This is a genomic window from Micromonospora peucetia (genome assembly GCF_900091625.1).
Lineage (GTDB): Bacteria > Actinomycetota > Actinomycetes > Mycobacteriales > Micromonosporaceae > Micromonospora > Micromonospora peucetia.
Genome location: NZ_FMIC01000002.1, coordinates 4,964,610 through 4,987,019 on the forward strand (window position 1 = coordinate 4,964,610; position 22,410 = coordinate 4,987,019).

Sequence of the window (22,410 nt, forward strand, 5' to 3'; positions counted from 1 at the left end):
GCCCGACGAGGTGGACCGCCCGCCACGCGCCCGGCACCCGGTTCCTCCGCGCGGAGTCACATCGACGTGTCAACGGCCCCGGAACGGGGATATGGCACCGTTCGGGCGGCCGGAGCGGGAGACGCGTGATGGACAGAGGGCGGGCCGCCACGGATCGGCGGCGGCGCGCGGTGCCCGCCCGGCTGACCGGGCGCGGCCACGACCTGCGGCGCGCGGCGTCGCGGGTCGCCGGCCGGGTGCCGACGCCGTGGCTGTTCGTCCTGGCCGTCTTCTTCGGTACGAAGATCGTGCTCAGCGCCGTCGGGGTGCTGACGCTGAGCGCCTTCGACGACGTGCCGTGGGCGCCGCCGCCGGACGAGACGATGATGCGCGAGCAGCAGCGGGCGATTTCCGGGCACCGCGCGGTCGCGCTCTGGTTCGCCTGGGATTCCTTCCTCTACGACCACCTGGCCCGGCTCCCACTCGACCAACCGTGGCCCGACTTCGGTTTTCCCCTGCTCTATCCGTTTCTGGCCCGTCCGTTGGCCCCGCTGCTGGGCGGGGACACGGCGCTGGCGTTGCTGCTCGTCTCCAACGTCGCGTTCCTGCTGATGCTCTACTACGCCCATCAGTTGGGCGAGCGACTGCTCGGCGACGACGCCTCCGCCCGCCGGTTCGTCCGCTACCTGGTGCTGCTGCCGGCCGGGTTCCTGTTCCAGGCGGCGCTGACCGAGTCGTTGTTCCTCTGTCTCGCGCTGGCCACCTTTCATTACGCCGAGCGGCGGCGCTGGCTGCTTGTCGGTGTCGTCGGCTTCTTCCTGGCGATGAGTCGCTCGGTCGGGTTCTTCGTCGTGTTGCCGCTGGCCCTGGTGCTGCTGCGGCAGCACGGCTACCGGCTGGGCCCGCGTTCCTGGTGGGCGTACCTGCGCGTCGGCTGGCCGCTGGCGTTGGTGCCCGCCGGCTGGCTGACCTTCATGGCGTTCTGTCGATGGCAGAGCGGCGACTGGTTCGCCTACAAGCACGCCCAGGAGGAAGGCTGGGACATCAGCGTGCAGAACCCGCTGGCGGTGCTGTGGAACGGCCTGACCGACACCCCGCCCCGCGACGCCCTACGGGTGTGGTTCGCCGTGGTGGTGCTGGTGGTCCTGGTCGTGGGCGCCCGCCAGCTCGGGCTGCCCTATCTCGTGTACGGGCTGACCATGGTCCTGGTGCCGCTGTCGATGGGCCCGCCGGTGTACAAGAGCCTGCTGCGATACCTGCTCGCCGTCTTCCCGGTCGGCCTGGTGCTGGCCCGCTGGGCCCGGAACGCGGGCGCCGACGCCTGGCTGACCGCGGCCCTGGCCCTGCTCCAGGGCGCGCTCTTCGTCACCTGGCTGGCCTACTGGACCCACTTCATCATCTGACCCGCGCCCCAGGTGTCGGGCGGGGGCGGGTCGGGGTGACCTCGGGGGCCGGGCCGGTGCTGTCGCGGCGGACCACCTCGGCGGGCAGGATCTCGACGCGGGGCGCCGCCGCCCCCGGGTCGAGTGCCAGCGACATCGCGCGGGCCCCCATCTCGACCAGGGGCAGCCGGACGGTGGTCAGCGCGGGGGTGACGTCCCGGGCGATCGGCATGTCGTCGAAGCCGATGACCGACATCTGCCGGGGCACCGCCACCGACCGGGAGCGCAGCAGCGCCAGCGCGCCGATCGCCATCGAGTCGTTGAGCGCGACGATGGCGGTCAGCTCGGGATCGGCGTCGAGCAGGGCGGCGGTGGCGGCGACGCCGCCGTCGCGGTCGAACTCGGCGTGCCGGACGCGGTGCTCGGGCAGGCTCAGCCCGTGCGCGGCGAGGGACTCCCGCAGCCCGGTGAGCCGGTCGGTGGTGGTGGTGAGCACCGCCGGCCCGGCCACCACCCCGATCGCCCGGTGGCCGAGCTCGTAAAGCTCCGCGCCGATCAGCCGGCCACCGGCGCGGTTGTCCGGCATCACCGCGTCGCCGGAGTGCTCGTGCCGGCCGATGACCGCGACCCGTCCGCCGGTCGCCTCGTATGCGGCGAGCTTCTCGTTGAGCAGGCGGGTGAAGGTGGCGTCGTGGTAGCCCGAGCCGGCCAGGATGATCGCGGCGACCTGCTGGCCACGCAGCAGCTCGACGTACTCCAACTCGCGGTCCGGGTCGCGGTAGCTGTTGCAGATCATCAGCAGCCGGCCCTGGTCGGTGGCGACCCGTTGCAGGCCCCGGGTGATCTCGGCGAAGTACGGGTCGGAGACGTCGTGCACGATGACGCCCACCGCCACCCGGTGCGAACGGGCCAGTAGTTGGGCGTGCGCGTTCGGCACGTACTGCAACTCGGCGACGGCGCGCAGCACGCGCTCGCGGAGATCCTCGGTGACGGGCTTGCTGCTGCCGTTGATCACCCGGGAGGCGGTCGCGGGCGAGACTCCCGCCCGCCGGGCCACGTCGGACAGGGTCGCCACTGCCGCCCCCTCGGTCGTTGATCGACGGCCGTGCCCGGGTGCCGGCCACCCGTCACCGTACCGTAGCGAAAGCCCTTCTCCGGCCCCGCGCGCGACCACCCGGCCCGGTGGATGGCGCGTGCCGCGCGACGGGCCGGGAGGCCTCTTGCCTGAGGGGGAGGCGTTCCCTACGCTCCTCAGGAAAGCGCTTGCCTGACGTTTTGCCGCCGGGGACCTCCGGGCGGCAGCACAGGCGTGGAACAGGTCGCCGCCCGCCGCCGTCCCCGGTCGGCGGCGCCCGCGGAGGGAAGGAACACCATGACCCGCAGGTCGATAGGCATCATCGTCAACGGCGTCACCGGCCGGATGGGCTACCGGCAGCACCTGGTGCGCTCCCTGCTCGCCATCCGCGAGCAGGGCGGCGTGCCCCTGGCCGACGGCACCTCGATCTGGCCCGAGCCGGTCCTGGTCGGGCGCAGCGAGAGCAAGCTCCGCGAGATCGCCGAGCGGCACGGCCTGACCGACTGGACCACCGACCTGAGCGCCGCGCTGGCCCGCGACGACGTCGAGATCTACTTCGACTCCCAGGTCACCCAGCAGCGGGAGAAGGCGATCCGCCGGGCACTGGAGGCCGGCAAGCACATCTACACCGAGAAGCCGCTGGCGGAGGACACCGAGGGCGCCCTCGACCTGGCCCGGGCGGCGCGCGCCGCCGGCGTGCGTACCGGGGTGGTCCAGGACAAGCTCTTCCTGCCCGGGCTGCGCAAACTCAAGCGGCTCATCGACGGCGGCTTCTTCGGCCGGATCCTGTCGGTGCGTGGGGAGTTCGGCTACTGGGTCTTCGAGGGCGACTGGCAGCCGGCCCAGCGCCCGTCCTGGAACTACCGCAGCGAGGACGGCGGCGGCATCGTCGTGGACATGTTCCCGCACTGGCAGTACGTGCTTCAGGAGCTCTTCGGCCGGGTGCGTACGGTCTCCTGCCTCACCGCCATGCACGTGCCGCAGCGGGTCGACGAGGCGGGCCGCAGCTACCCGGCGACCGCCGACGACGCCGCGTACGGCATCTTCGAGCTCGACGGCGGCGTGGTCGCGCAGCTCAACTCCTCGTGGTGCGTCCGGGTGCACCGCGACGAGCTGGTCGAGTTCCAGGTCGACGGCACCGAGGGCAGCGCCGTGGCCGGGCTGCGCAGCTGCCGCGTGCAGCACCGCGCGGTCACCCCGAAGCCGGTGTGGAACCCCGACCTGCCGGTCACCGAGCCCTTCCGGTCGCAGTGGACGGAGGTGCCGGACAACGAGGAGTTCGACAACGGCTTCAAGGTGCAGTGGGAGGCGTTCCTGCGGCACGTCGTCGCCGACGAGCCGTTCCGGTGGGACTTCCTGGCCGGCGCACGCGGCGTGCAACTCGCCGAACTGGGCCTGCGTTCCGCGCGTGAGGGCGCCCGGCTGGACATCCCGGAGCTGGAGCTGTGAGCGTGGGAGTCGTGGGCGCGGCCGAGGTGGTGCTGCCGGGTGGGCGGCGGTACCGGCTGACCGGGGGCGCCGGCTTCCCGCGCCCGGCCGGGCCGCCGGCCAGCCGGATCGCGTACGCCGCCGCGCACGTGGTGGCCGATCCGTCGGCCGAGAACACCCCGGGTGCTCCGGCCGTGCTCGACTGGGACCGCACCCTGGCCTTCCGGCACCACCTGTGGTCGTACGGCTTCGGGGTGGCCGAGGCGATGGACACCGCGCAGCGTGGCATGGGCCTGGACTACCCGGCCACCCGCGAGCTGATCCGGCGCAGCGCCGCCGAGGCCCGCGCCGTCGGCGGGCGGATCGTCGCGGGCGTCGGCACCGACCAGCTCCCGCCCGGCCCGGCCACCCTGGCCGAGGTCACCCGCGCCTACCTCGGGCAGCTCGACGACGTGCGGGCCGCCGGGGCCCGCCCGGTGCTGATGTGCAGCCGCCACCTGGCCGCCGCCGCCCGCGGCCGGGAGGACTACCTGCGGGTGTACGACGAGCTGCTGACCGCCGCCGACGAGCCGGTGGTGCTGCACTGGCTCGGCCCGATGTTCGACCCGGCGCTGGCGGGCTACTGGGGATCGGCCGACCTCGACGAGGCCGCCGACGCCGTGGTCGAGCTGATCAAGGCCCACGACACCCGGGTGGACGGCATCAAGGTTTCCCTGCTGGACGCCGACCGCGAGGTGGCGTTGCGCCGCCGGCTGCCCGCCGGGGTGCGCCTCTACACCGGCGACGACTTCCACTACCCGGAGCTGATCCGGGGCGACGCGAGCGGTCACTCCGACGCGCTGCTCGGGGTGTTCGCCGCGATCGCGCCGGCCGCCGCCGCCGCGCTGGCCGCGCTCGACCGGGGGGAGTTGGCGGCGTACGACGAGATCTTCGCGCCGACCGTGCCCCTGGCCCGGCACATCTTCGCGGCGCCCACCTGGCACTACAAGACGGGCATCGTCTTCCTGGCCTGGCTGGCCGGGCACCAGGACCACTTCACGATGGTCGGCGGGGCGCAGTCCGGCCGCTCGCCGGCGCACCTGGCCACCCTGCTCACCCTCGCCGACGCCGCGGGGCTGCTGCCGGACGCGGACCTGGCCGCCGCCCGCGCCCGGGCCCTGTTCACCGTCGCGGGGGTGGACCAGTGAGCGATCCGGTTTCGCACGCCCCGCAGCCGGGAGCAGTGAAGGCAGGTGACGGCAACGCTCTGCGGCGGTTCTCGTTCAACCAGGCCACGTCGCAGCACTGGGCGCTGCCCGAGGTCGTCGCCGGTTGCGTCGCCGCCGGCGTGCCGGGGATCGGGCTGTGGCGGGAGCCGGTCGCCGAGTTCGGCCTGGCCCGCACCGCGAAGCTGGTCCGCGACGCCGGCTTGGCGGTCACCTCACTCTGCCGGGGCGGCTTCTTCAGCGCCGATGGCTGGCGGGACGAGAACCTGCGCGCCATCGAGGAGGCCGCCGCCCTCGGCACCTCGGTCCTGGTGCTGGTCTCCGGCGGGCTGCCGGCGGGCAGCCGGGACGTCGACGGCGCCCGCGACCGGGTCGCCGACGCCATCGCCGAGCTGGCCCCGCACGCCGCCGCGGCCGGAGTGACCCTGGCGATCGAGCCGCTGCACCCGATGTTCTGCGCCGACCGCTGTGTGGTGTCCACCCTCGGCCAGGCGCTCGACATCGCCGAGCGGTTCGACCCGGGCGTGGTCGGGGTGGTCGTCGACGCGTACCACGTGTGGTGGGACGACACCGTGTACGCGCAGATCGCCCGGGCCGGGGCGCGGATCGCCGCGTTCCAGGTGTGCGACTGGGTCACGCCGCTGCCCGAGGGGGTGCTGCTCGGCCGGGCCCTGCCCGGTGCCGGCTGCATCGAGCTGCGCCGGCTGCGGGAGGCCGTCGACGCGGCCGGCTACACCGGGCCGGTCGAGGTGGAGGTCTTCTCGGCGCAGGTGTGGGCCCGGCCCGGCCGGGAGGTCCTCGACGCGTCCGTCGCGGGATACCTGCACCACGTCGCCTGAGCACGGTCCCGGCCGGCTGCCGGGCCCGACAGCCGGCCGGGACCAAGCGAGGATGCGGAGGTGACGGATCGGCCGACAAGTGGCGTCGTCTTCACCTGACCGGCCCGGCTCTCTATGATCGGCTGAAAACTGTCGCCGATCATGTGGCAGGTCGACGGCAAAAACCTACGGGCGCGGGCCAGCGCCGGGAAGGGTGGGCATGGCGCTGTCCACGACCGTCCTCGCCGAGCTGCGCGGTATCGTCGGCCCGTCGCACGTTCACGACGCGGCCGGCGACCTGGTGGCGTACGCGCGGGACGCGACGCCCCTCTTCTCGCACCGACCCGACGCGGTGGTCTTCCCGGCCGACACCGCCGAGGTCGCCGCGGTGCTGGCGCTCGCCACCCGGTGCGGGGTGCCCGTGGTGCCCCGCGGCGCGGGCTCCAACCTGTGCGCCGCGACCGTGCCGCTGCGCGGCGGCATCGTGCTGGTGCTGACCCGGCTCAACGCCATCCTGGAGGTCAGCGCCGACGAGCTGCTCGCCCGGGTGCAACCGGGCGTGACCAGCGCCGCCCTGGCCGACGCTGCCGCCGCACGGGGCCTGCTCTGGGTGCCCGACCCGGGCAGCCGCACCGTCGCCACCGTCGGCGGCACCATCGCCACCTGCGCGGGCGGGCTGCGTGGCCTGAAGTACGGCGTGACCCGCAACTACGTGCTGGGCCTGGAGGCGGTGCTGCCCACCGGCGAGGTGATCCGCACCGGCGGCCGGCTGTGGAAGGACGTCGCCGGCTACGACCTGACCCGGCTGCTCACCGGCTCCGAGGGCACCCTCGCCGTGATCACCGAGGCGACCGTGGCGCTGCTGCCCGCCCCGGAGTCGACGAACACCGGGGTGGCGTACTTCCCGACACTGGCCGACGCGGGGGAGGCCGTCGCCCGGGTGATCCGGGCCGGGGTGGTGCCGGCGACGCTGGAGTTCCTCGACCGGGCCTGCATCGGGGCCGTGGAGGACTTCGCCCACCTGGGCCTGCGAACCGACGCCGGCGCCCTGCTGCTCTTCGGCGACGACGGCCCGCCCGACCTGGTCGCCACCCACCTGGACCGGATCGGCGCGGCCTGCGTCGAGGCCGGCGCGGTGGAGGTAACCACGGCCCGCGAGGTCGCCCAGGCCGAGGCGCTGCTGGCCGCCCGCCGCTGCGCGCTGCCGGCGTTGTCCCGCCGGGGCGGGGTGACCATCCTGGAGGACGCCACCGTGCCCCGGCCGCGGATCGCCGAGATGGTCGACCGGATCGACGCCATCGCCGCCCGGCACGGCGTCGCCATCGCCACCTTCGGCCACGCCGGTGACGGCAACCTGCACCCCACCTGTGTGCTCGACTCGGCCGAGGACCACGACGCGGTACGCCGGGCCGAGGCGGCCTTCGCCGACGTCTTCGCCGCCGCCATCGAGCTCGGCGGCACGATCACCGGTGAGCACGGGGTCGGCGCGGCGAAGCTGCCGTTCCTCGCCGCCCGCCTCGGCGACGACCAGCTCGCCCTGCTGCGCCGGATCAAGACCGCCTTCGACCCGGCCGGCATCCTCAACCCCGGAAAGCTGGGCTCGTGACCGGCGACGTGTTCAACCCGGAACAACTGTCCCGCTGCATCTCCTGCGGGTTCTGCCTGCCGGCCTGCCCCACGTACGCGATGACCGGCGACGAGGCCTCCTCGCCGCGCGGCCGGATCACCCTGATGCGCGCGTTGCAGGACGGCACCCTGCCCCCGGACGACGCCACCCTCGCCGAGCAGTCCTCGTTCTGCCTGGGCTGCCGGGCCTGCGAGCCGGTCTGCCCGGCCGGCGTCGAGTACGGCGACCTGCTGGAACAGTGGCGGGTGCACCAGTGGCGGGGCTGGCGACGGCCGCTGGTGGCCCGGGCGCTGATGCTGCTGGTCGAGCAGCGGTGGCTGCTACGGCTGCTCGGCCTGGTCCGCCGCGCTGCCCGCGGCCAGGGCGTCTCCGGGTCCGCCGCCGACGAGCCGGGCGCGCAGCTCATGCTGGGCTGCGTGGAGCGGGGGCTCTTTCCTGCGGTCAGCCGCGCCGCCCAGAGTCTCGCACCGGAACTCGCGGTCCCCACCGCGCAGGGCTGCTGCGGCGCGCTGCACGCGCACAACGGCGACCTGGCCGGCGGCGAGCGGCTGGCCGAGCGGCTCGGCGAGGACCTGCCGGGCACGATCGTCACCACCTCCGGCGGCTGCGCCGCACACCTGGCCTCCGTGCTCGGCCGGGACCGGGTGCGCGAGCTGTCCACCTGGATCGCCGGCCGGCCCGCCGGAGCCGAGCTGCGGGTGGCTGGGCGGCGAGCCAGGGTCGCCCTCCAGGACTCCTGCCATCTGCGCAACGGCCTAAGCGTCTTCGCCGAGCCCCGGGCGCTGCTGCGCCAGGTCGCCGACTACGTGGAGCTGCCCTCGGCGGCCACCTGCTGCGGGGCGGCCGGCACGTACTCGCTGCTGCGGGCCAAGGACTCGCGGCGGATCCTCGACGCGAAGCTCGACGAGATCGAGGCCGCGGGGGTCGACCTGGTGGTGGCCGTCAACCCGGGCTGCCTGCGGCAGCTGCGTACCGGTCTGCGCCGGCGCCGGTCGGCCGTGCGGGCCGTGCACCTCGCCGAGCTGCTCACCCGCGTCGAGTCGCCGTAGCGACACTCCGGCAGGGACGTGAGGAGCCCGGGCGCGCGACGCCGACCCGGACGAGTGCTGAAACGGCCCGGACCCCCCTCACAGGGGTCCGGGCCGTTCGCCGCGATCCGCTTCAGCCGGTCGGCGATCCACCGTACGTGGACCTGCCTTCACTCGGTACGCATGCCGTCCGGCCTGGTCAGCCGCCACAGCACCGGCAGGCTGAGCCCGGTGACCAGCAGCACCACCGCCGCACCGAGGCCGGTCGAGATGCCCAACGCCGGCCAGGCGACCGCGACCGGCGTCCGCACCATGCGCAGCAGCACCGCGCCGAGGCCCAGCCCGAACATGACCGCCAGGGCGAGCCCGATCACCACCGGCACGGCGCTCTGCCACAGCACCGACCAGCTCAGCGTGGAACGGCGGGTGCCGACCGCGACCAGCATCGCCAACAGTCGGCGGCGTTCCCGGAGCTGCTCCAGCACGCCGACGAGCATGCTGGCCCCGATCAGCAGCAGGGTGACCACGGCACCGATGTAGAGGCCGCGCTGGACGTTGACGAACCGGGTGGACTGTCGGGTCTCGCTGAGGGTGAGCACCGAGGCGGACGGGTCGATGCCGGCGGCGGCGTTGCGAACGTGCTCCACCGCGTCCGGCTGGTCGGGCGCGAGCCGCAGGTAGGCGAGGCCGCCCAGCGGGCCCAGTCGGGCGGCGTCGACCGCGCCGGGGGTGGCCAGCACGCTGGACTGCCGGTCGCCGGCGGGGTCGGCGCGCATCGGCGCCGCCCGGGCGTTCAGGGGGATCCGCCAGGCCGATCCGATGGTGTCCCGGACGGTGACGGTCGCGCCCGGCTGGATGCCCGTCTGCGGGGCCTCGGGGTCCCGGACCAGGAAGACGTCGCCGTCGGTGCACCGGTCGAGTCGGGCGAACTCGGCCAGCTCGGTGCAGTCGCCGATCCGCAGGTCGACGACGTCGTCGCTGCCGGCGGCCCCAGCCACGGTCAGCAGGGTGGTGTTGCTGTCGGTCACGCCGGGTGCGGCGGCCAGCCGGTCCAGCGCGATGGCGGCGTCCGGGTGGGCGGCGAACCGCACCTGCACCTGGGCGCGGGAGGTGTCCTGCCCGGTGTCGGAGGTGAACTGGTTGGCGACGCCGGCGAAGAGCATCTGCAACCCGATGGTGCCCGCCACGGCGACCGCGATGCCGTTGACCAGCCGCGCCGAGGCGGCGCTGTCGAGTTGGAGTCGGCGCACCGCGAGCTGCCACGCGACCGGGCCACCGCGCAGCCGGCGTACCAGCAGGTCGGTCAGCCAGGGCAGCAGGGTGACCACCCCGACCAGCAGCAGCACGGCGCCGGCCGCGGTCTGCCGCTCGACGCCCAGCGGGGCGACGCCGGCCGCGCCGGCCAGCAGCAGCCCGACCCCGGCGGCGGGCAGCAGCAGCCGCCACACCAGCCGGCGGCGCACCGGTGTCGCGCGCCGGGTCACCCCGAGCGGCTCGACCAGCACGGCGCGCATCGACACCAGGGTCACCACCACGGCGAGCGCCGGCACCGCCAGCGCGACGGCGACGGCCAGCGGCAGCGGCGGGCGCACGTCGGCGGCGTACACGCTCAGGTCCATCAGCGTGACCAGCGGCACCACCTGCCGGCCGAGCGCGAAGAACACGCCGCCGACCGCGACGCCGAGCAGCGCGCCGGCGGTGGCCTCCCCGGCGGCGATGCGACGGACCATCGCGGCGTCCGCGCCGACCAGCCGCAGCGCGGCCAGCCGCCGGTCGCGCCGTTCCCCGCCGAAGCGCACCGCCGCGCCGAGGAAGACCGCGATGGGCAGCAGCAGGACGACGAAGATGACGACCACCAGCAGCATCAACACCGGGCCGAAGGCCTCGCCGGGCAGCCCGCCGCCGAACGCGTCGAGCCGGGTCGCGCGGTCCGCGTCAAGGGTGTCGTTGCCCAGGTAGAAGGCCAGCTCGCGCGGGCCGGCCAGCCCTTCGTCGCCGATCGTGCCGGTGACCGTGGCCCCATCCAGCCGGGGCGCGAACAGCGCACCGTCGGCGGAGTCGAGCAGGTCGCGCAGCGCGGGGGAGACCACCACCTCGCCGGCGCGGGGCAGCGTCGCCAACCCCGGCGGTACCGGCGCGGCCGGGCCCTCGGGGCGCAGCACCCGGCCGCGTACCGGCTGCCCCCGGAACTCGGTGTCGGCCTGCCGGATCAGCAGCGTGTTCGCGGCGGCCGGGACCTTCTCGCCCATCCGCAGGTCGTCGCGGGCGTCGCCGCGCGCCTCGCGGGCGTCCAGCGCGCCGGGCACCGCGGCGCCGAGCAGCAGCATCGCCACACCGACCCCCACACCGACCGCGGTGAGCACCGCCCGCAGCCAGCCGTCCCGGCCGCCGGTGAACGCCATCCGGGCGCCCATCGCCAGGTCGGCCGCGCGGTCACGCAGCCACGTCACGCCGCGACCTCCAGATCCCGGGTGCGGCCGTCGCGCACCACGACCTCCCGATCGGAGTACGCGGCGACCCGCGCCTCGTGGGTCACCAGCACCACAGCCGCCCCGCTGTCCCGGGCGGCGGCGGTGAGCAGCCGCATCACCCGCTCGCCGTTGAGCGAGTCCAGCGCGCCGGTCGGCTCGTCGGCGAAGACCACCCGTGGCCCGGTGACAAGCGCCCGCGCGACCGCCACCCGCTGCCCCTGCCCGCCGGAGACCTCCCCGGGCCGCTTGCCGGCCACCTCGGTGACCTCCAGTCGGTTCAGCCACTCGGCGGCCCGCCGCTCCGCCTCGCGGCGGCCGACCCGGGCCAGCCGCAACGGCAGCGCCACGTTCTCCAGGCAGGTCAGCTCCGGTACGAGCTGGCCGAACTGGAAGACGAAGCCGAACTCCTCCCGGCGCAGCGCGCTGCGCTCGACGTCGGTGAGAGCGGCCAGGTCCCGGCCGGCGTAGCGCACCCGGCCGGAGTCGGGCCGGACGATGCCGGCGAGGCAGTGCAGCAGGGTGGACTTGCCGGAGCCCGACGAGCCCATCACGGCCAGCACCTCGCCCGGGTGCACGCGCAGGCTCGCACCGTCGAGCGCCCGGGTGGGGCCGAACGAGCGGTGCAGGTCCTCGGCGACCAGCAGCGGGGCGGTCACGACCGGACCGCCGCGGCGAGCTCGTCGAGGCGGGCGGCGGTCAGCTCCAGCCAGCGCAGGTCGGCCTCCAGATGGAACAGGGCGTGGTCGCAGATGAGCTGTTCGGCGAGGTCACCGTCGCGCTTGCGCCGGGTCAGCTCGCGCATCATCCGCAGGTGCTCGGCGCGCTGCACGTCGAGCACGTCTGCGGCGGGCCGGCCGGTCAGCAGGGCCAGCACCACCTTGGTGTAGAGGGTGCTCTGCAGGTAGGGCTCGGGTTTCTCGGCCCGGGCCAGCCACTGCGCCACGTCGGTGACGCCGGCCTCGGTGATCGCGTACCGCTTGCGCTCCGGGCCCTCGCCCGGCTCCACCGACTCCACCTCGACCAGGCCGCCGCGCAGCAGCCGGGAGAGGGTGGCGTAGACCTGCCCGTACGCGACCGGGCGGGCGTGCCCGAAGCGCTCGTCGTAGAGGCGTTTGATGTCGTAACCGTGGCGGGGGGTGGCCTCCAGGAGGCCGAGGAAGGTCTGTCCGATCGACATGCCTGGGACTATACACATCGCGTATACGCGATGTGTATACCCATGTAGATGGCGGGCGTCCCGGCTGCGGACCAGTGGCCGTAGCGGTCGCGGACCTACGAGAAGTCCACCGAGAGTCCCCGACACAGACATCGAGGTGTCCGGCCGATAGGGGTCACTTCAGCAGTTGTTGAGGACCACCAGGCCCGAGTAGTAGACCGGATTGCCGTTGGCCGACTTCAACGTGCCGTCGAGGTAGGCCCCGTCTGCGTACTGCGTCGCTGCCGTCTGAGTGCCGCTGCCCTCACTCGACGAGACGACCCGTCCGGTTACGCGCCGCGCGGCTAGCGCAGCGTGATGTAGAGGTCGCCGCGCCCGGGGTCGGTCGGCCTGATGTGCGGCACGCCCTGGCCCGGTACCCGGATCCTGGTGCCGGGGTGCGCGCGGGGAGGCACCAGAACCCGGAACGTCACGTCGTTCAGCCCGACGATCGGCAGGATACCGCCCGTTGCGAGGTCGACGGACGAGCCGTCTAGGGTGCAGTGCAGGTCGTCGCCGATACGAGTGAACCGTTCGTGTGGCAGTTCGTGGATTTCGATGTACAGGTCGCCGCGGGTTCCCCCGTATCGTCCCACCTCGGCCTGTTGTGCCAGCCGGATCCGCATCCCGTCCGCGACGCCAGGCGGGATCTTGACGGTCAGCTTCCGGAGGGTCCTCAGTAGCCCGCTGCCGCCGCAGCCGCGGCAGTCGAGCAGCGCCGGGAGCTCTCCCTCGCAGGTGCTGCACGTGACAGTGGTGTCCATTGTGATCGGCGCTTCGACGCCGAACACGATTTCCTCAAGGCTGAGGTCGAACCGGAGGATCGCGTCCGCCCCGCGGCTCTGCTGCAGCGCGGTGGTGGCGCTCTGCTCCGCGGCAGTCCGCCGGTCCGGCGGAATCTGCTCACGCGTGGCGCGTTGTACCAGCGCATGCACGCGGACCTCGCTGGCGTTGTCCGTGAGCGACACCAGGCTAAGTCGTTGCAGGCAGTGCAGCGCGTCGCGGGCGTCGGCTGCGCCGACCTGCGGTCGCACGTGCCGGGACCGCCGCAACGATGCCAGGAACCCGGTGGGGCGCGAGGGCGATCCCCGGCCTTCGTCCAGGTACCGCAGCGCCGCCGGGGTGATGAAGATGTTGGTCGGCACACCGTTGGGGTCCAGGTGGCTGGCCAGCTCCAGCAGCGGCCGGGCCAGTCCGGCCGGGGTCATTGCGTTGGCCAGTTCGATCGACAGCGACCAGGCCGCGGCGACCGTCGCGCGGTGCCCGTCGGGCAGCGCTTGCGGCTCCGGCATGAGTTCGGCCAGCCGCCGTCGCCGGTCGGCGAACCGCTCGCGGTACTCGCCGCAGGTCAGTCCCCGGTCCATGAGATATGCGGAGGCCTGGGCGAGGGCCAGCGGCAGGTAGCCCAGGTCGGCGGCGAGCCCGCTCACGTCTTCGGCGAGGTCAGCCCGGCCGGCCAGCTTGCCACGCAGGTATTTCTCGGCCTCGGCCGGCGTGAAGATGCCCACCTCGACCGGGATGCGGCCGGAGCCCAGCAGCGCTGCGTCCCGACGGCGGGTGGTGACGACGGTCCGGCCGTTCGGCGTCGACGGCGGCCATAGCCCGGTGAGGTCGCCCGGTTCGGTGAGGTCGTCCAGGACCACCAGCCAGCGTCGCCCGGTGTTGGCGAGCCAGGCCAGAAACTCCTCGGCGGCCCGTTGCGGGTCCTGATGGTCGGTCCCGCCGAGGTGGTTGCCCACAAGGGCGTAGGACGACAGGATGCCCGCCCGAGACGTGGCGGTCGTCCAGACGAGCAGGTCCACCGCACCGTCGGCCAGCTCCCGCCGGGCGAAGTGGGCGGCGAGTTGAGTCTTGCCGACGCCACCGAGGCCCGACAGCACCTGGCACACGACAGCGGTGCTGCCCGGTGCGGTCGCCGCGTCCAGTGCGGCCGCCGCGTCCCGCGGCTGGAAGTGGTCGGAGACCGGCGGAATCGACCCTGACTGGTATGGCCAGTCGACCTGGTTGCGGCCGCCGACCGTGACCGGACCGTAGAAGGTTCCGACCGCACCGTACACGTCGCGTAGACGTAGGCCAGGCGGATCGGTGGTGCCGGCAGCCGTCGCCTCTACCCGGCTGCCGGCGGTGCTGGGGGAGCTGTGTCCTTTGGTCGAAACTGACCGGTGCATGGAAAGAGCCGACCGCACCGTTGACCGTGTCCACGGTGATGTTCAACTGTGCGGCGCGGGCGGGGTCGGCCAAGGCGAGTAGTTCCCGAGCGGCCGTCAGGATCTGCTGGTCGGCGACCGCGCCGCTGTCGTGTAGGTCCTGGCCGATGCGGGCCTGCCACACCCCAGGCTCGGTCTCGTCGGCCGCCAGTTGCTCCAGGGCAGCGGCCCGTCCAGTGAACCGGCGCTGCAGTGACGTCTTCAACAACTGGTAGCTGTCCTTGACAGCTTCGGTGGCGGTGCCGGACACCCCGGCGCTCGCGCCGGCCGCGAGCGCCCCCACGATCACGTTGATCTCGTCCACTGGCGGGGACACCTCCATCAGATTGGTGGCTGAACGGGGTCGCGGTCAGGCTACGGAGGTGAGGTGCTGGTGGACGGTGCCGCAGCTGACTCCAGGGATGCGGACGACGCGGGCGTAGCCGATGGTAACCATGGGGCCACTCTACGGTTCGCCCGCTACTCGGCACGAGTGGCCTGCAGGGGTCAGGAAGGCCGGGGCGCCGATCCGGGCGAGCCACGTGAACAAGTCCTTCGGCACCGGTGACGCACGGATCATCGGTGTTCCAGCGCTTCCATCTACTGCCGGCGATGTCCGTCCTGGACAACGTCCTCGCGCCCGTCATCCCGGCTCGGGTGTCGTTCGACAAGGTCGTACGGGCACGGGAGCTACTGGCCGCAGTCGAGCTGGCGGGACGCGAATCCGCTGTACCCACCCAGCTCTCCGACGGCCAACAACAACGGGTGGCGGGTGGCCCGGGCGTTGAGCGGCTCTCCCGCGCTGATCCTCGCCGACGAGCCGACGGGCAGCCTGGATTCCGCCACCGGGGCCGAGAGCATGGACCTGCTGCTGCGGGTCGTCGCGGAAAGGTCCACGACGATGGTCATCGCCACCCACGACACGCCTCGGTCCGTACACATCGCCTATCCGCGCGGGGTACGCCGGTAGATTGCCCGCGCAGCCGTTCGCATCGGGAGGTCCACGTGTTCACCCTGTCCCTGACCGAGGACGTCGAGCTGCGTCCCCTGGAGCCCTGGCGGGCCGAGGAGTTCCTCACCCACCTCGATCGGGCCCGCGCGCACATCGAGCCCTGGGTGTCACCGTCGTTCGTGGTCGGTGACCTCGACTCCGCCCGGGCCGTGCTCCAGAGCTACGCGGACCGGTGGGCGCGCGACGCCGGCGGAATCTGGGGCATCTGGCGGCGGGACACCCTGGTCGGCGGGGTCATGTTCGTCTCGTTCGACGCCGCCAGGGGCGTCTGCGAGGCCGGCTGCTGGTTGGAGCCCGCCGGGGAGGGCCACGGGCTGGTCAGCCGGGCGGTCGGGCGGATCGTCGACTGGGCGGTGCGGGAGCGTGGCATCCACCGGGTCGAGTGGCGCACCAACGCGCGCAACGCCCGCAGCATCGCCACCGCCAGGCGGCTGGGCATGCGTCTCGACGGGACCATGCGCGAGGTGTACCCCGGGCCGGCCGGGCGGATCGACATGGAGGTGTGGTCGGTGCTGGCGCCCGAGTGGCTCGGAGCACGGTCAGACGCAGGCGAGCGCCGCGTCGAGTGAGCGGGGCACCCGGTCCGGCTCCAACGCCGCCACGAGCAGCCGCGCGTACGCGCTCTTGCGGCCGGACCGGGTGCCGAGGAAGCGGCGTAACTGCGCCTCGACGGCGCGTCCCCGCTGGGCCGGCTGCCGTTGGAAGAGGTCGAACGAGCGCAGCTCGCCCTCGGCGGCGAGCACGTCGCGCACCCCGTCCACGCCGACCGCGCGGATCAGTTCGTCCTCCAGGTCGGCCACGCAGACGTGGAACCCGAGGGCCGCCATGTCGGCCCGGGACAGGCCGGCACCGAGGCCGCAGCGTTCCAGTCCGCGCCGGAAGAAGCCCTCCTCGGCCTCGTCGTAGAGGCCCGCCAGCGGCAGCCCGCGTCCCGCCGGGCCGAGCCGGTCGAGGAAGTGGCCGATGTTCGTCGCGCCGCCCATCGCCACCACCCGTACGCCGTCGGCGTCGAGGTCCCGGCCACGCCGCGCGGCGAGGGTCTCCAGGGCGACCCGGTCGCTCGCCCCCTCGACGAGCACCACCGCCCGCGCGTCGATCCCGGCCGCCAACTCCCGGATGCTTCCCACGATCGCCTCCCGCCCCCGCCGCCGCAGCTCCGCCCGGTCGCGCCGTCGGGCATTCATTCGGGCGGTCCGGTCCCGTGTCCGTCAGGGGATCGTGGTCGGACGGGCCCGGGCGACGCAACCGGGTTCCAGCCGCGCCGCCGTCCGGGCCGGGTGCTGGCGTCGCGGTGCCGGGACGCGTGCCGGCGGCGACCGGCCCAGGACCGGCCGTCCGGGTCGGGTGCTGGCGTCGCCGTCCGGGCCGGGGTGGCCCGGACGGCGACACAGGGGTCAGGGCAGCGCCCGCAGGAACGGGCCGTGGCTCAGGCGGAACTCCCAGGCGTAGAACCGGTCCCAGTTGATCGACCAGGTCATCAGCCCTCGGAAGGCCGGGTTGGTGCCGCTGCGCGGGGTGTACGAGCCGCAGCCCTGCCCCTTCACCAGGCAGGTCACCGCGGCCTGCACCCCCGCCGGGGCGAGGTAGCCGTTGCCGGCGCTGGTGGAGGAGGGTGCGCCGAAGGCCACCTGGTCCTCGCGTAGCGGCGGGAAGACCCGGTCGGGGTTGCCGGCGACGGGGAAGCCGGCGAGCACCATGTCGGTCATCGCGATGTGGAAGTCGGCGCTGCCCATCGTGTGGTACTGGTTGTCGAGCCCCATGATCGGCCCGGAGTTGTAGTCCTGCACGTGCAGCACGGTGATGTCGTCGCGCAGCGCGTGGATCACCGGCAGGTACGACCCGGCGCGCGGGTCCTGCCCGCCCCACGGGCCCGACCCGTAGAACTGGTAGCCGAGTTGGACGAAGAACGTCTCCGGCGCCATGGTGAGCACGAAGCCCGCCCCGTACCGCTGCTTGAGGGTGCGGATCGCGGAGATCAGGTTGACGATCACCGGCGTGGTCGGGTTGCGGAAGTCGGTGTCGCCGGTGTTCAGGTAGAGCGAGTGCCCCTCGAAGTCGATGTCGAGCCCGTTCAGGCCGTACCGGTCGATGATGGCCGACACGGACCGGACGAAGGTGTCCCGGGCGGCGGTCGTGGTGAGCTGGACCTGGCCGTTCTGCCCGCCGATGGAGAGCAGCACCTTCTTGCCCTGTGCCTGCTTGGCGCGGATCGCCGCGCTGAACTCGGCCTCGGTCTCGACGCCCGGGCACTCGGCCGCCGGGCAGAGCTGGAACCGGATGTCGCCCGAGGTGACCGTGGTGGGCTCGCCGAAGGCGAGGTTGACGATGTCCCAGTCGGCGGGCACGTCGGCCATCCGCAGGTAGCCCGAGCCGTTGGCGAAGCTGGCGTGCAGGTAGCCGATCAACGCGTGCCGGGGCAGCCCGCCCGGCGGCGGAGTGGTGGGCGGCGGGGTGGTCGGCGGCGGAGTGGTGGGCGGGGGAGTGGTGGGCGGGGGAGTGGTGGGCGGCGGAGTGGTCGGTGGGGCGCTGGTTGGTGGCGCGGTGCTCGGCGGGGTGGTGGGCAGGCTGCCGGAGCACGGCGCGCCGTTTAGCGTGCAGTCGGTGGGGGAGCCGGAGCCGGTGGCCAGGAAGCCGAACGACACCGAGGCGCCGGGGGCCACGGTGCCGTTCCATGAGCGGTTGGTGAAGGTGTGCCGCTGGCCGACGCTGCTCACCGTGGCGTCCCAGTAGGAGCCGAGGGTGGTGCCCGCGGGCAGGGTGAAGGCGACCTGCCAGCCGGTGATGGCGCCCGGGCCACTGTTGGTGACGGTGTAGCGGCCCTCCCATCCGGTGCCCCAGTCGGCGGCCTTGACGAACGTGGCGGTCGGGCCGGCGGCGCGGGCCGGCGCGGCGAGGGTCAGCGTGGTGGCGGTGACGGTGGCCAGGGCCGCTACGGCGGCCAACAGCAGGTTTCGGGCAGGGCGACGCATCCGGACCTCCCGGGTACGAGGGCCGTCGGATCGACGGATGCACAATTATTAGGATTGTTAACTGTAGTTGTCCAGATGCACCGGCCGGTGCGTTGTCCCGTCCTGCGTTTCCCGGCCCGGTCGGCGGGCGCACCAGGGGCACGCCCGCCAAGCCGGGTCAGCGCCGGCCCTCGCGGCGCTTCAGGGTGCGCTCGTAGTCCTGGAACCGCGCCTTGGCGATGACCGAGCGGTCCGCCGCGCGGAGCACCCAGCCCTTCGGCCCGCGCCATTTTTCGGTCCACCCGTCCACCCTGGACCGTCGGCGTGCGGAAATGTCGTACCCGGCGGCGACCATCCATCCATGGCTGTCCCCGCTCTCACCCCGCACACCGACCAGCCGCGTTCGGTGCCGCTGCGCGAGGCGCGCACCCGGCTCACCCAGCTCGTCGCGCTGGCCGAGTTGACCGACACCGTCACCGTCGTCACCCGCGACGGCGATCCCCGCCCGGTGGCCGCGATCGTCCCGGCGGCCGCCGCCCGCAGCGCCGCCCAGGCCCGCGCCGACGCCGATCGCCTGGCCGCCGTCACCGCCGGATGGGCCCGGCGCCTCGACGAGGCACACCGGCTCAGCAGCCGCCGGCACGCCGCCGAGCTGCGCGCGGTCACCGCCGCCCTCGCCGAGGTCTGGGCCGAGCTCGACCGCCGGGTCACCCCGGGCAGCGATCCCGGTCTCGCCCGGCTCCGCGCCGCCCACACCGACCTGCTCGCCGCTGACCCCGCTGCCTGACCTGGCCCGGGATAGGCGTCGCGCGGCTCCGGGCCGTGCGCCTCCAGCACCGCCCGCAGCGGCGCCACCCCCGTGTCCCGCCACCGGCTCGCCGCCGCCGACCGCGCCGGCTCGCCGGCCGTCGAGGCGAACCGGCGCGGTCGGTCCAGCGGCCGGGAGGCGTCAGCCGGCGGGGTAGGCGTGGGTCTCTGCCGCCTTGACCGCGGCCCATACCGGCTGGCCGGGAGCCAGCCCCAGCTGGGCGGCGGCGGCCGGCGTGACGTCCGCAGAGAGCGAGATCGGCCCGTCGAGCCGCACCCGCAGGTTGTCGCCGTGCCGCTGCACGTCGGCCACCGTCGCCGCCCAGGTGTTGCGCGGGCTGCCCTCCGGTCGGGACGGGTGCAGCGCTACCGCCGACGGCCGGAAGGCGACGAATACCTCCCCGTCGAGCCGGTCGGCGACGGTGAGGCTCAGCCCGTCGGCGACCCGCACCCGGTGCCCGTCGGCGTGGCCCCGGTGCAGGTTCAGCCCGACGAGCCGTGCCACGTAGTCGGTGCGTGGCCGCGCCGTGACGGTCGCGGCGTCCCCCTCCTGCACCACCCGACCCTCCTCGACGACCACGAGCCGGTCGGCCAGCACCAGCGCGTCGAGCGGATCGTGGGTGACCAGCAGGGTGGCCCCCGGGTGTGCGGCGAGGTGCCGGTGCAGCTCCGCCCTGGTGTCCAGCCGGGTGCGCGCGTCGAGCGCGGCGAGCGGCTCGTCCAGCAGCAGCAGTGCCGGCTCGACGGCGAGCGCGCGGGCCAGCGCGACCCGCTGCGCCTGCCCGCCGGAGAGCTGCCGGGGCCGGCGGTCGACGTGCTCGGTCAGACCGACCCGGTCCAGCCAGCCGTGGGCGATCCGCCGAGCGGTACGCCGGTCGGCGCCGTGCCGCCGGGGCCCGAACGCCACGTTCTCCAACGCGCTCAGGTGCGGGAAGAGCAGGTAGTCCTGGAAGACCACGCCGATCGGCCGGCGCTCGGTCGGTGTCCAGGCGCGTCGCGGCGGCCGGTCCAGGTCGACGCCGTCGAGGGTGAGGTGCCCGTCGGTCAGCGGGAGCAGGCCGGCGAGCGCGCGCAGCGCCGTCGTCTTGCCCGCCCCGTTGGGGCCGAGCAGCGCGACCACCTCGCCGGCGGCGACCCGCAGCGGCACGTCGAGGCGGAACCCGTCCCGGTCCACCACCAGGTGCGCGTCGAGCAGGGGCGCGCTCACGGGCTGGTGATCCAGCGGTCGCGCAGCCCGGCGAGGATGGCCACCGACACGGTGAGCAGGACGAGGCTGAGCACCACGGCGGCCTGCACGTCCGTCTCCAGCGCCAGGTAGACCGCCAGCGGCATGGTCTGCGTCCGTCCCGGATAGTTGCCGGCGAAGGTGATGGTGGCGCCGAACTCGCCGAGCGCCCGCGCCCAGCACAACACCGCGCCGGCCGCCAGACCGGGGGCCACCAGGGGCAGGGTGACGTGGGTGAACGTCGTCCACCGGCCGGCGCCGAGGGTCGCCGCCGCCTCCTCGTACCGGCCGTCGGCGCCGCGCAGCGCCCCCTCCACGGCGATCACGAGGAACGGCATCGCCACGAACGCCTCCGCGAGCACCACGCCGGCGGTGGTGAACGGCAGGGTGATCCCGAAGGTCGCGTCGAGCCAGCCGCCGAGCAGGCCCTGCCGGCCGAAGACCAGCAGCAGCGCCACCCCGCCGACCACCGGCGGCAGCACCAGCGGCACGGTGACGAGGGCGCGTACCAGGCGCCGGCCGGGGAACTCGACGCGGGCCAGCAGCCAGGCCAGCGGCACCCCGAGCAGCAGACAGAGCAGTGTGGCCAGGGTGGCGGTCAGCAGGGACAGCCGCAGCGCGGTGAGCACGCCCGGCGCGGTGAGTCGCTGCGGCAGGTCGGCCCACGGCGTACGGGCCAGCAGCCCGATCAGCGGCAGCACGAGGAAGACCAGGCCCAGCAGGGCCGGCACCAGTAGCGCGACGGGCACCCCGGGGCCCCGCCGTCGGGCCCGCCGGACGTGGGTACGCGTCACGGGGCCTGGAATCCGGCCTCGGTGAGCACCGCCCGCCCCCGCTCCGAGCGGACGTACGCGACGAAGGCCTGCGCGCCGTCGGGGTGAGGCGCGTCCCGCAGCACGACGATCGGGTAGTCGTTGACGGCGCGGACGGACTCGGGGAACTCGACGGCCGTCACGTCGGCCGTGGCGGCCAGCGCGTCCGTGCGGTAGACGAGGGCAGCGTCGACCTCGCCGAGCCGCACCTTGGCCAGCGCGCCCCGGACGTCCTGCTCCAGGGTGACCGGGGTGAGGGCGACCGAGGCGGCGTCGAGCGCCGTCCGCGCAGCCGCGCCGCAGGGCACCTGCTCGGCGCAGAGCGCGACCTTCAGCCCCGGCCGGCTCAGGTCGGCGAGCCCGGCGACGCCCCGCGGGTTGCCCTTCGGTACGGCGACGACGAGCTGGTTGCGGACGAAGACCACCGGGTCGCCGTCGGCGTTGCCCGCCCCGGTGACCGTGGCCATGTTCCGGGTCGCCGCCGAGGCGAACACGTCGGCCGGCGCACCCTGGTTGATCTGGGCGGCCAGCGCCGCGCTGCCGGCGAAGTTGAAGACCACGGCGGTGCCCCGGTTGGCCGCCTCGAAGTCCCGGCCGAGCCGGGTGAACGACTCGGTCAGCGAGGCCGCGGCGAACACGGTCACCGTGCCGCCGCCCGAGCGGCCCGCCGACCCGCTGCTGCCGGCGGAGCCCCCGCCGCACCCGGTCAGGCCCGTGAGGACCACCACCATGACCACCACCGCTGTGGCGGCCACCGTACGCAGCCGGCCCGCTCTCACGACCCCTGCCTCGCCCGGGGGCCGCCCGACGGGGAGGCGCGTTCCACCACCACCGTGGTGGACTTGATCACCGCGACAGCCAGCGAACCGACGCGCAGATCCAGCTCGTCGACCGCCTCCCGGCTCATCAGCGAGACGATCCGGAACGGCCCGGCCTGGATGTCGACCTGCGCCATCACGGTGTCCTTGACGACGTTGACCACGATGCCGCGCAGCCGGTTGCGGGCCGACGAGGCGTCCGAGCGGTCGTCCGGGTCGGCGGCCTGGCCCCGCGCGAACGCGGCCAGGTCGACCCCGTCGATCACCCGGTGACCGTGCGCGTCGCGGCCGGCGGCGAGCCGCCCGGCGTCGACCCACCGGCGCACGGTGTCGGCGCTGACCCCGAGCAACTCGGCGGCCTCCCCGATTCGGAACATCGTCACCGGCCAACCCT

At 74.1% G+C, this 22,410-nt stretch carries 20 protein-coding genes and 1 pseudogene; 9 read left to right on the plus strand and 12 right to left on the minus strand.

All coding sequences use genetic code 11. The features are described 5' to 3' along the window. Positions 1 to 128: 128 nt before the first annotated feature. A complete protein-coding gene (locus GA0070608_RS22480; RefSeq protein ID WP_245715887.1) occupies positions 129 to 1,382 on the plus strand; it encodes a hypothetical protein in 1,254 nt (417 codons plus the stop codon). Here the strand turns inward: GA0070608_RS22480 and GA0070608_RS22485 are convergent. Beyond that, positions 1,375 to 2,436 (minus strand): LacI family DNA-binding transcriptional regulator, encoded by a 1,062-nt coding sequence (locus GA0070608_RS22485; protein WP_091630495.1) that lies wholly within the window; start codon positions 2,434 to 2,436, stop codon positions 1,375 to 1,377. The two genes, GA0070608_RS22480 and GA0070608_RS22485, sit on opposite strands and share 8 nt — an antisense overlap. Before the next feature lie 297 nt (positions 2,437 to 2,733). Between GA0070608_RS22485 and GA0070608_RS22490 the strand changes: the two genes are divergently transcribed. The 5 genes from GA0070608_RS22490 (at position 2,734) to GA0070608_RS22510 (ending at position 8,563) form a co-directional block, all read left to right on the plus strand. Beyond that, entirely contained in the window at positions 2,734 to 3,885 is a 1,152-nt protein-coding gene (locus GA0070608_RS22490) for a Gfo/Idh/MocA family protein (RefSeq protein WP_091630496.1), read from the plus strand. After that, positions 3,882 to 5,051: a dihydrodipicolinate synthase family protein gene (locus tag GA0070608_RS22495; RefSeq protein WP_425413241.1), complete on the plus strand. Its 1,170-nt coding sequence runs from the start codon at positions 3,882 to 3,884 to the stop codon at positions 5,049 to 5,051. The genes GA0070608_RS22490 and GA0070608_RS22495 overlap by 4 nt, the downstream gene beginning before the upstream one ends. 59 nt (positions 5,052 to 5,110) lie before the next feature. Then, on the plus strand, positions 5,111 to 5,908 hold the full coding sequence (locus tag GA0070608_RS22500; protein ID WP_091635841.1) for a sugar phosphate isomerase/epimerase family protein: 798 nt from the start codon (positions 5,111 to 5,113) through the stop codon (positions 5,906 to 5,908). A gap of 199 nt (positions 5,909 to 6,107) precedes the next feature. Continuing rightward, on the plus strand, positions 6,108 to 7,493 hold the full coding sequence (locus tag GA0070608_RS22505) for an FAD-binding oxidoreductase (protein ID WP_091630497.1): 1,386 nt from the start codon (positions 6,108 to 6,110) through the stop codon (positions 7,491 to 7,493). Beyond that, the gene (locus GA0070608_RS22510; protein ID WP_218107562.1) at positions 7,490 to 8,563 is read left to right on the plus strand and encodes a (Fe-S)-binding protein; all 1,074 of its coding nucleotides are present in this window, start codon (positions 7,490 to 7,492) and stop codon (positions 8,561 to 8,563) included. The genes GA0070608_RS22505 and GA0070608_RS22510 overlap by 4 nt, the downstream gene beginning before the upstream one ends. 149 nt (positions 8,564 to 8,712) lie before the next feature. On the opposite strand, the gene GA0070608_RS22515 is transcribed toward GA0070608_RS22510, so the two are convergent. From GA0070608_RS22515 to GA0070608_RS22530, 4 genes are all read right to left on the minus strand, one after another. Then, a complete protein-coding gene (locus GA0070608_RS22515; protein WP_218107563.1) occupies positions 8,713 to 10,992 on the minus strand; it encodes an FtsX-like permease family protein in 2,280 nt (759 codons plus the stop codon). Beyond that, complete coding sequence (locus GA0070608_RS22520) at positions 10,989 to 11,669, minus strand: ABC transporter ATP-binding protein (protein WP_091630498.1); 681 nt, start codon at positions 11,667 to 11,669, stop codon at positions 10,989 to 10,991. The genes GA0070608_RS22515 and GA0070608_RS22520 overlap by 4 nt, the downstream gene beginning before the upstream one ends. Next, complete coding sequence (locus GA0070608_RS22525) at positions 11,666 to 12,190, minus strand: PadR family transcriptional regulator (RefSeq protein WP_091630499.1); 525 nt, start codon at positions 12,188 to 12,190, stop codon at positions 11,666 to 11,668. Before GA0070608_RS22525 ends, GA0070608_RS22520 begins: the two co-directional genes overlap by 4 nt. Before the next feature lie 323 nt (positions 12,191 to 12,513). Beyond that, complete coding sequence (locus GA0070608_RS22530; RefSeq protein ID WP_091630500.1) at positions 12,514 to 14,376, minus strand: DnaJ C-terminal domain-containing protein; 1,863 nt, start codon at positions 14,374 to 14,376, stop codon at positions 12,514 to 12,516. Between the two features lie 600 nt (positions 14,377 to 14,976). Here GA0070608_RS22530 and GA0070608_RS34010 point away from each other — a divergent pair. Continuing rightward, positions 14,977 to 15,316, plus strand: a pseudogene (locus GA0070608_RS34010) (ATP-binding cassette domain-containing protein); the annotation flags it as partial. A gap of 83 nt (positions 15,317 to 15,399) precedes the next feature. Continuing rightward, positions 15,400 to 15,975 (plus strand): GNAT family N-acetyltransferase, encoded by a 576-nt coding sequence (locus GA0070608_RS22545; protein ID WP_091630502.1) that lies wholly within the window; start codon positions 15,400 to 15,402, stop codon positions 15,973 to 15,975. Here GA0070608_RS22545 and GA0070608_RS22550 read toward each other — a convergent pair. From GA0070608_RS22550 to GA0070608_RS34015, 3 genes are all read right to left on the minus strand, one after another. Beyond that, positions 15,946 to 16,590 (minus strand): ATP-dependent endonuclease, encoded by a 645-nt coding sequence (locus tag GA0070608_RS22550; protein ID WP_245715888.1) that lies wholly within the window; start codon positions 16,588 to 16,590, stop codon positions 15,946 to 15,948. The genes GA0070608_RS22545 and GA0070608_RS22550 overlap by 30 nt on opposite strands. 210 nt (positions 16,591 to 16,800) lie before the next feature. Beyond that, on the minus strand, positions 16,801 to 18,354 hold the full coding sequence (locus GA0070608_RS22555) for a chitinase (protein WP_091635852.1): 1,554 nt from the start codon (positions 18,352 to 18,354) through the stop codon (positions 16,801 to 16,803). A 178-nt stretch (positions 18,355 to 18,532) separates the two neighbouring features. Continuing rightward, entirely contained in the window at positions 18,533 to 18,664 is a 132-nt protein-coding gene (locus tag GA0070608_RS34015) for a hypothetical protein (protein WP_281186142.1), read from the minus strand. Positions 18,665 to 18,715: 51 nt separating this feature from the next. On the opposite strand from GA0070608_RS34015, the gene GA0070608_RS22560 reads away from it, so the two are divergent. Beyond that, on the plus strand, positions 18,716 to 19,141 hold the full coding sequence (locus GA0070608_RS22560; RefSeq protein WP_091630503.1) for a hypothetical protein: 426 nt from the start codon (positions 18,716 to 18,718) through the stop codon (positions 19,139 to 19,141). 162 nt (positions 19,142 to 19,303) lie between these two features. On the opposite strand, the gene GA0070608_RS22565 is transcribed toward GA0070608_RS22560, so the two are convergent. The 4 genes from GA0070608_RS22565 to GA0070608_RS22580 are packed head-to-tail and all read right to left on the minus strand — an operon-like array spanning position 19,304 to position 22,399. After that, positions 19,304 to 20,368: an ABC transporter ATP-binding protein gene (locus GA0070608_RS22565; protein ID WP_091630504.1), complete on the minus strand. Its 1,065-nt coding sequence runs from the start codon at positions 20,366 to 20,368 to the stop codon at positions 19,304 to 19,306. After that, positions 20,365 to 21,180 carry an ABC transporter permease gene (locus GA0070608_RS22570; protein WP_091630505.1) on the minus strand — a complete coding sequence of 272 codons (816 nt, stop codon included), beginning with the start codon at positions 21,178 to 21,180 and terminating at the stop codon, positions 20,365 to 20,367. The genes GA0070608_RS22565 and GA0070608_RS22570 overlap by 4 nt, the downstream gene beginning before the upstream one ends. After that, positions 21,177 to 21,929: a molybdate ABC transporter substrate-binding protein gene (modA, locus tag GA0070608_RS22575; protein WP_091635855.1), complete on the minus strand. Its 753-nt coding sequence runs from the start codon at positions 21,927 to 21,929 to the stop codon at positions 21,177 to 21,179. The genes GA0070608_RS22570 and modA overlap by 4 nt, the downstream gene beginning before the upstream one ends. Before the next feature lie 44 nt (positions 21,930 to 21,973). After that, entirely contained in the window at positions 21,974 to 22,399 is a 426-nt protein-coding gene (locus tag GA0070608_RS22580) for a TOBE domain-containing protein (RefSeq protein WP_091630506.1), read from the minus strand. Positions 22,400 to 22,410 lie beyond the last annotated feature (11 nt).

What these genes read in the sequence shown, in the direction of transcription:
- GA0070608_RS22480 (WP_245715887.1), top strand. Translation starts at nt 129, where the DNA reads ATGGACAGAGGGCGGGCCGCCACGGATCGGCGGCGGCGCGCGGTGCCC.
- GA0070608_RS22490 (WP_091630496.1), top strand. Translation starts at nt 2,734, where the DNA reads ATGACCCGCAGGTCGATAGGCATCATCGTCAACGGCGTCACCGGCCGG.
- GA0070608_RS22505 (WP_091630497.1), top strand. Translation starts at nt 6,108, where the DNA reads ATGGCGCTGTCCACGACCGTCCTCGCCGAGCTGCGCGGTATCGTCGGC.
- GA0070608_RS22525 (WP_091630499.1), bottom strand. Translation starts at nt 12,190, where the DNA reads ATGTCGATCGGACAGACCTTCCTCGGCCTCCTGGAGGCCACCCCCCGC.
- GA0070608_RS22530 (WP_091630500.1), bottom strand. Translation starts at nt 14,376, where the DNA reads ATGCACCGGTCAGTTTCGACCAAAGGACACAGCTCCCCCAGCACCGCC.
- GA0070608_RS22550 (WP_245715888.1), bottom strand. Translation starts at nt 16,590, where the DNA reads ATGAATGCCCGACGGCGCGACCGGGCGGAGCTGCGGCGGCGGGGGCGG.
- GA0070608_RS22560 (WP_091630503.1), top strand. Translation starts at nt 18,716, where the DNA reads ATGGCTGTCCCCGCTCTCACCCCGCACACCGACCAGCCGCGTTCGGTG.
- modA (WP_091635855.1), bottom strand. Translation starts at nt 21,929, where the DNA reads ATGGTGGTGGTCCTCACGGGCCTGACCGGGTGCGGCGGGGGCTCCGCC.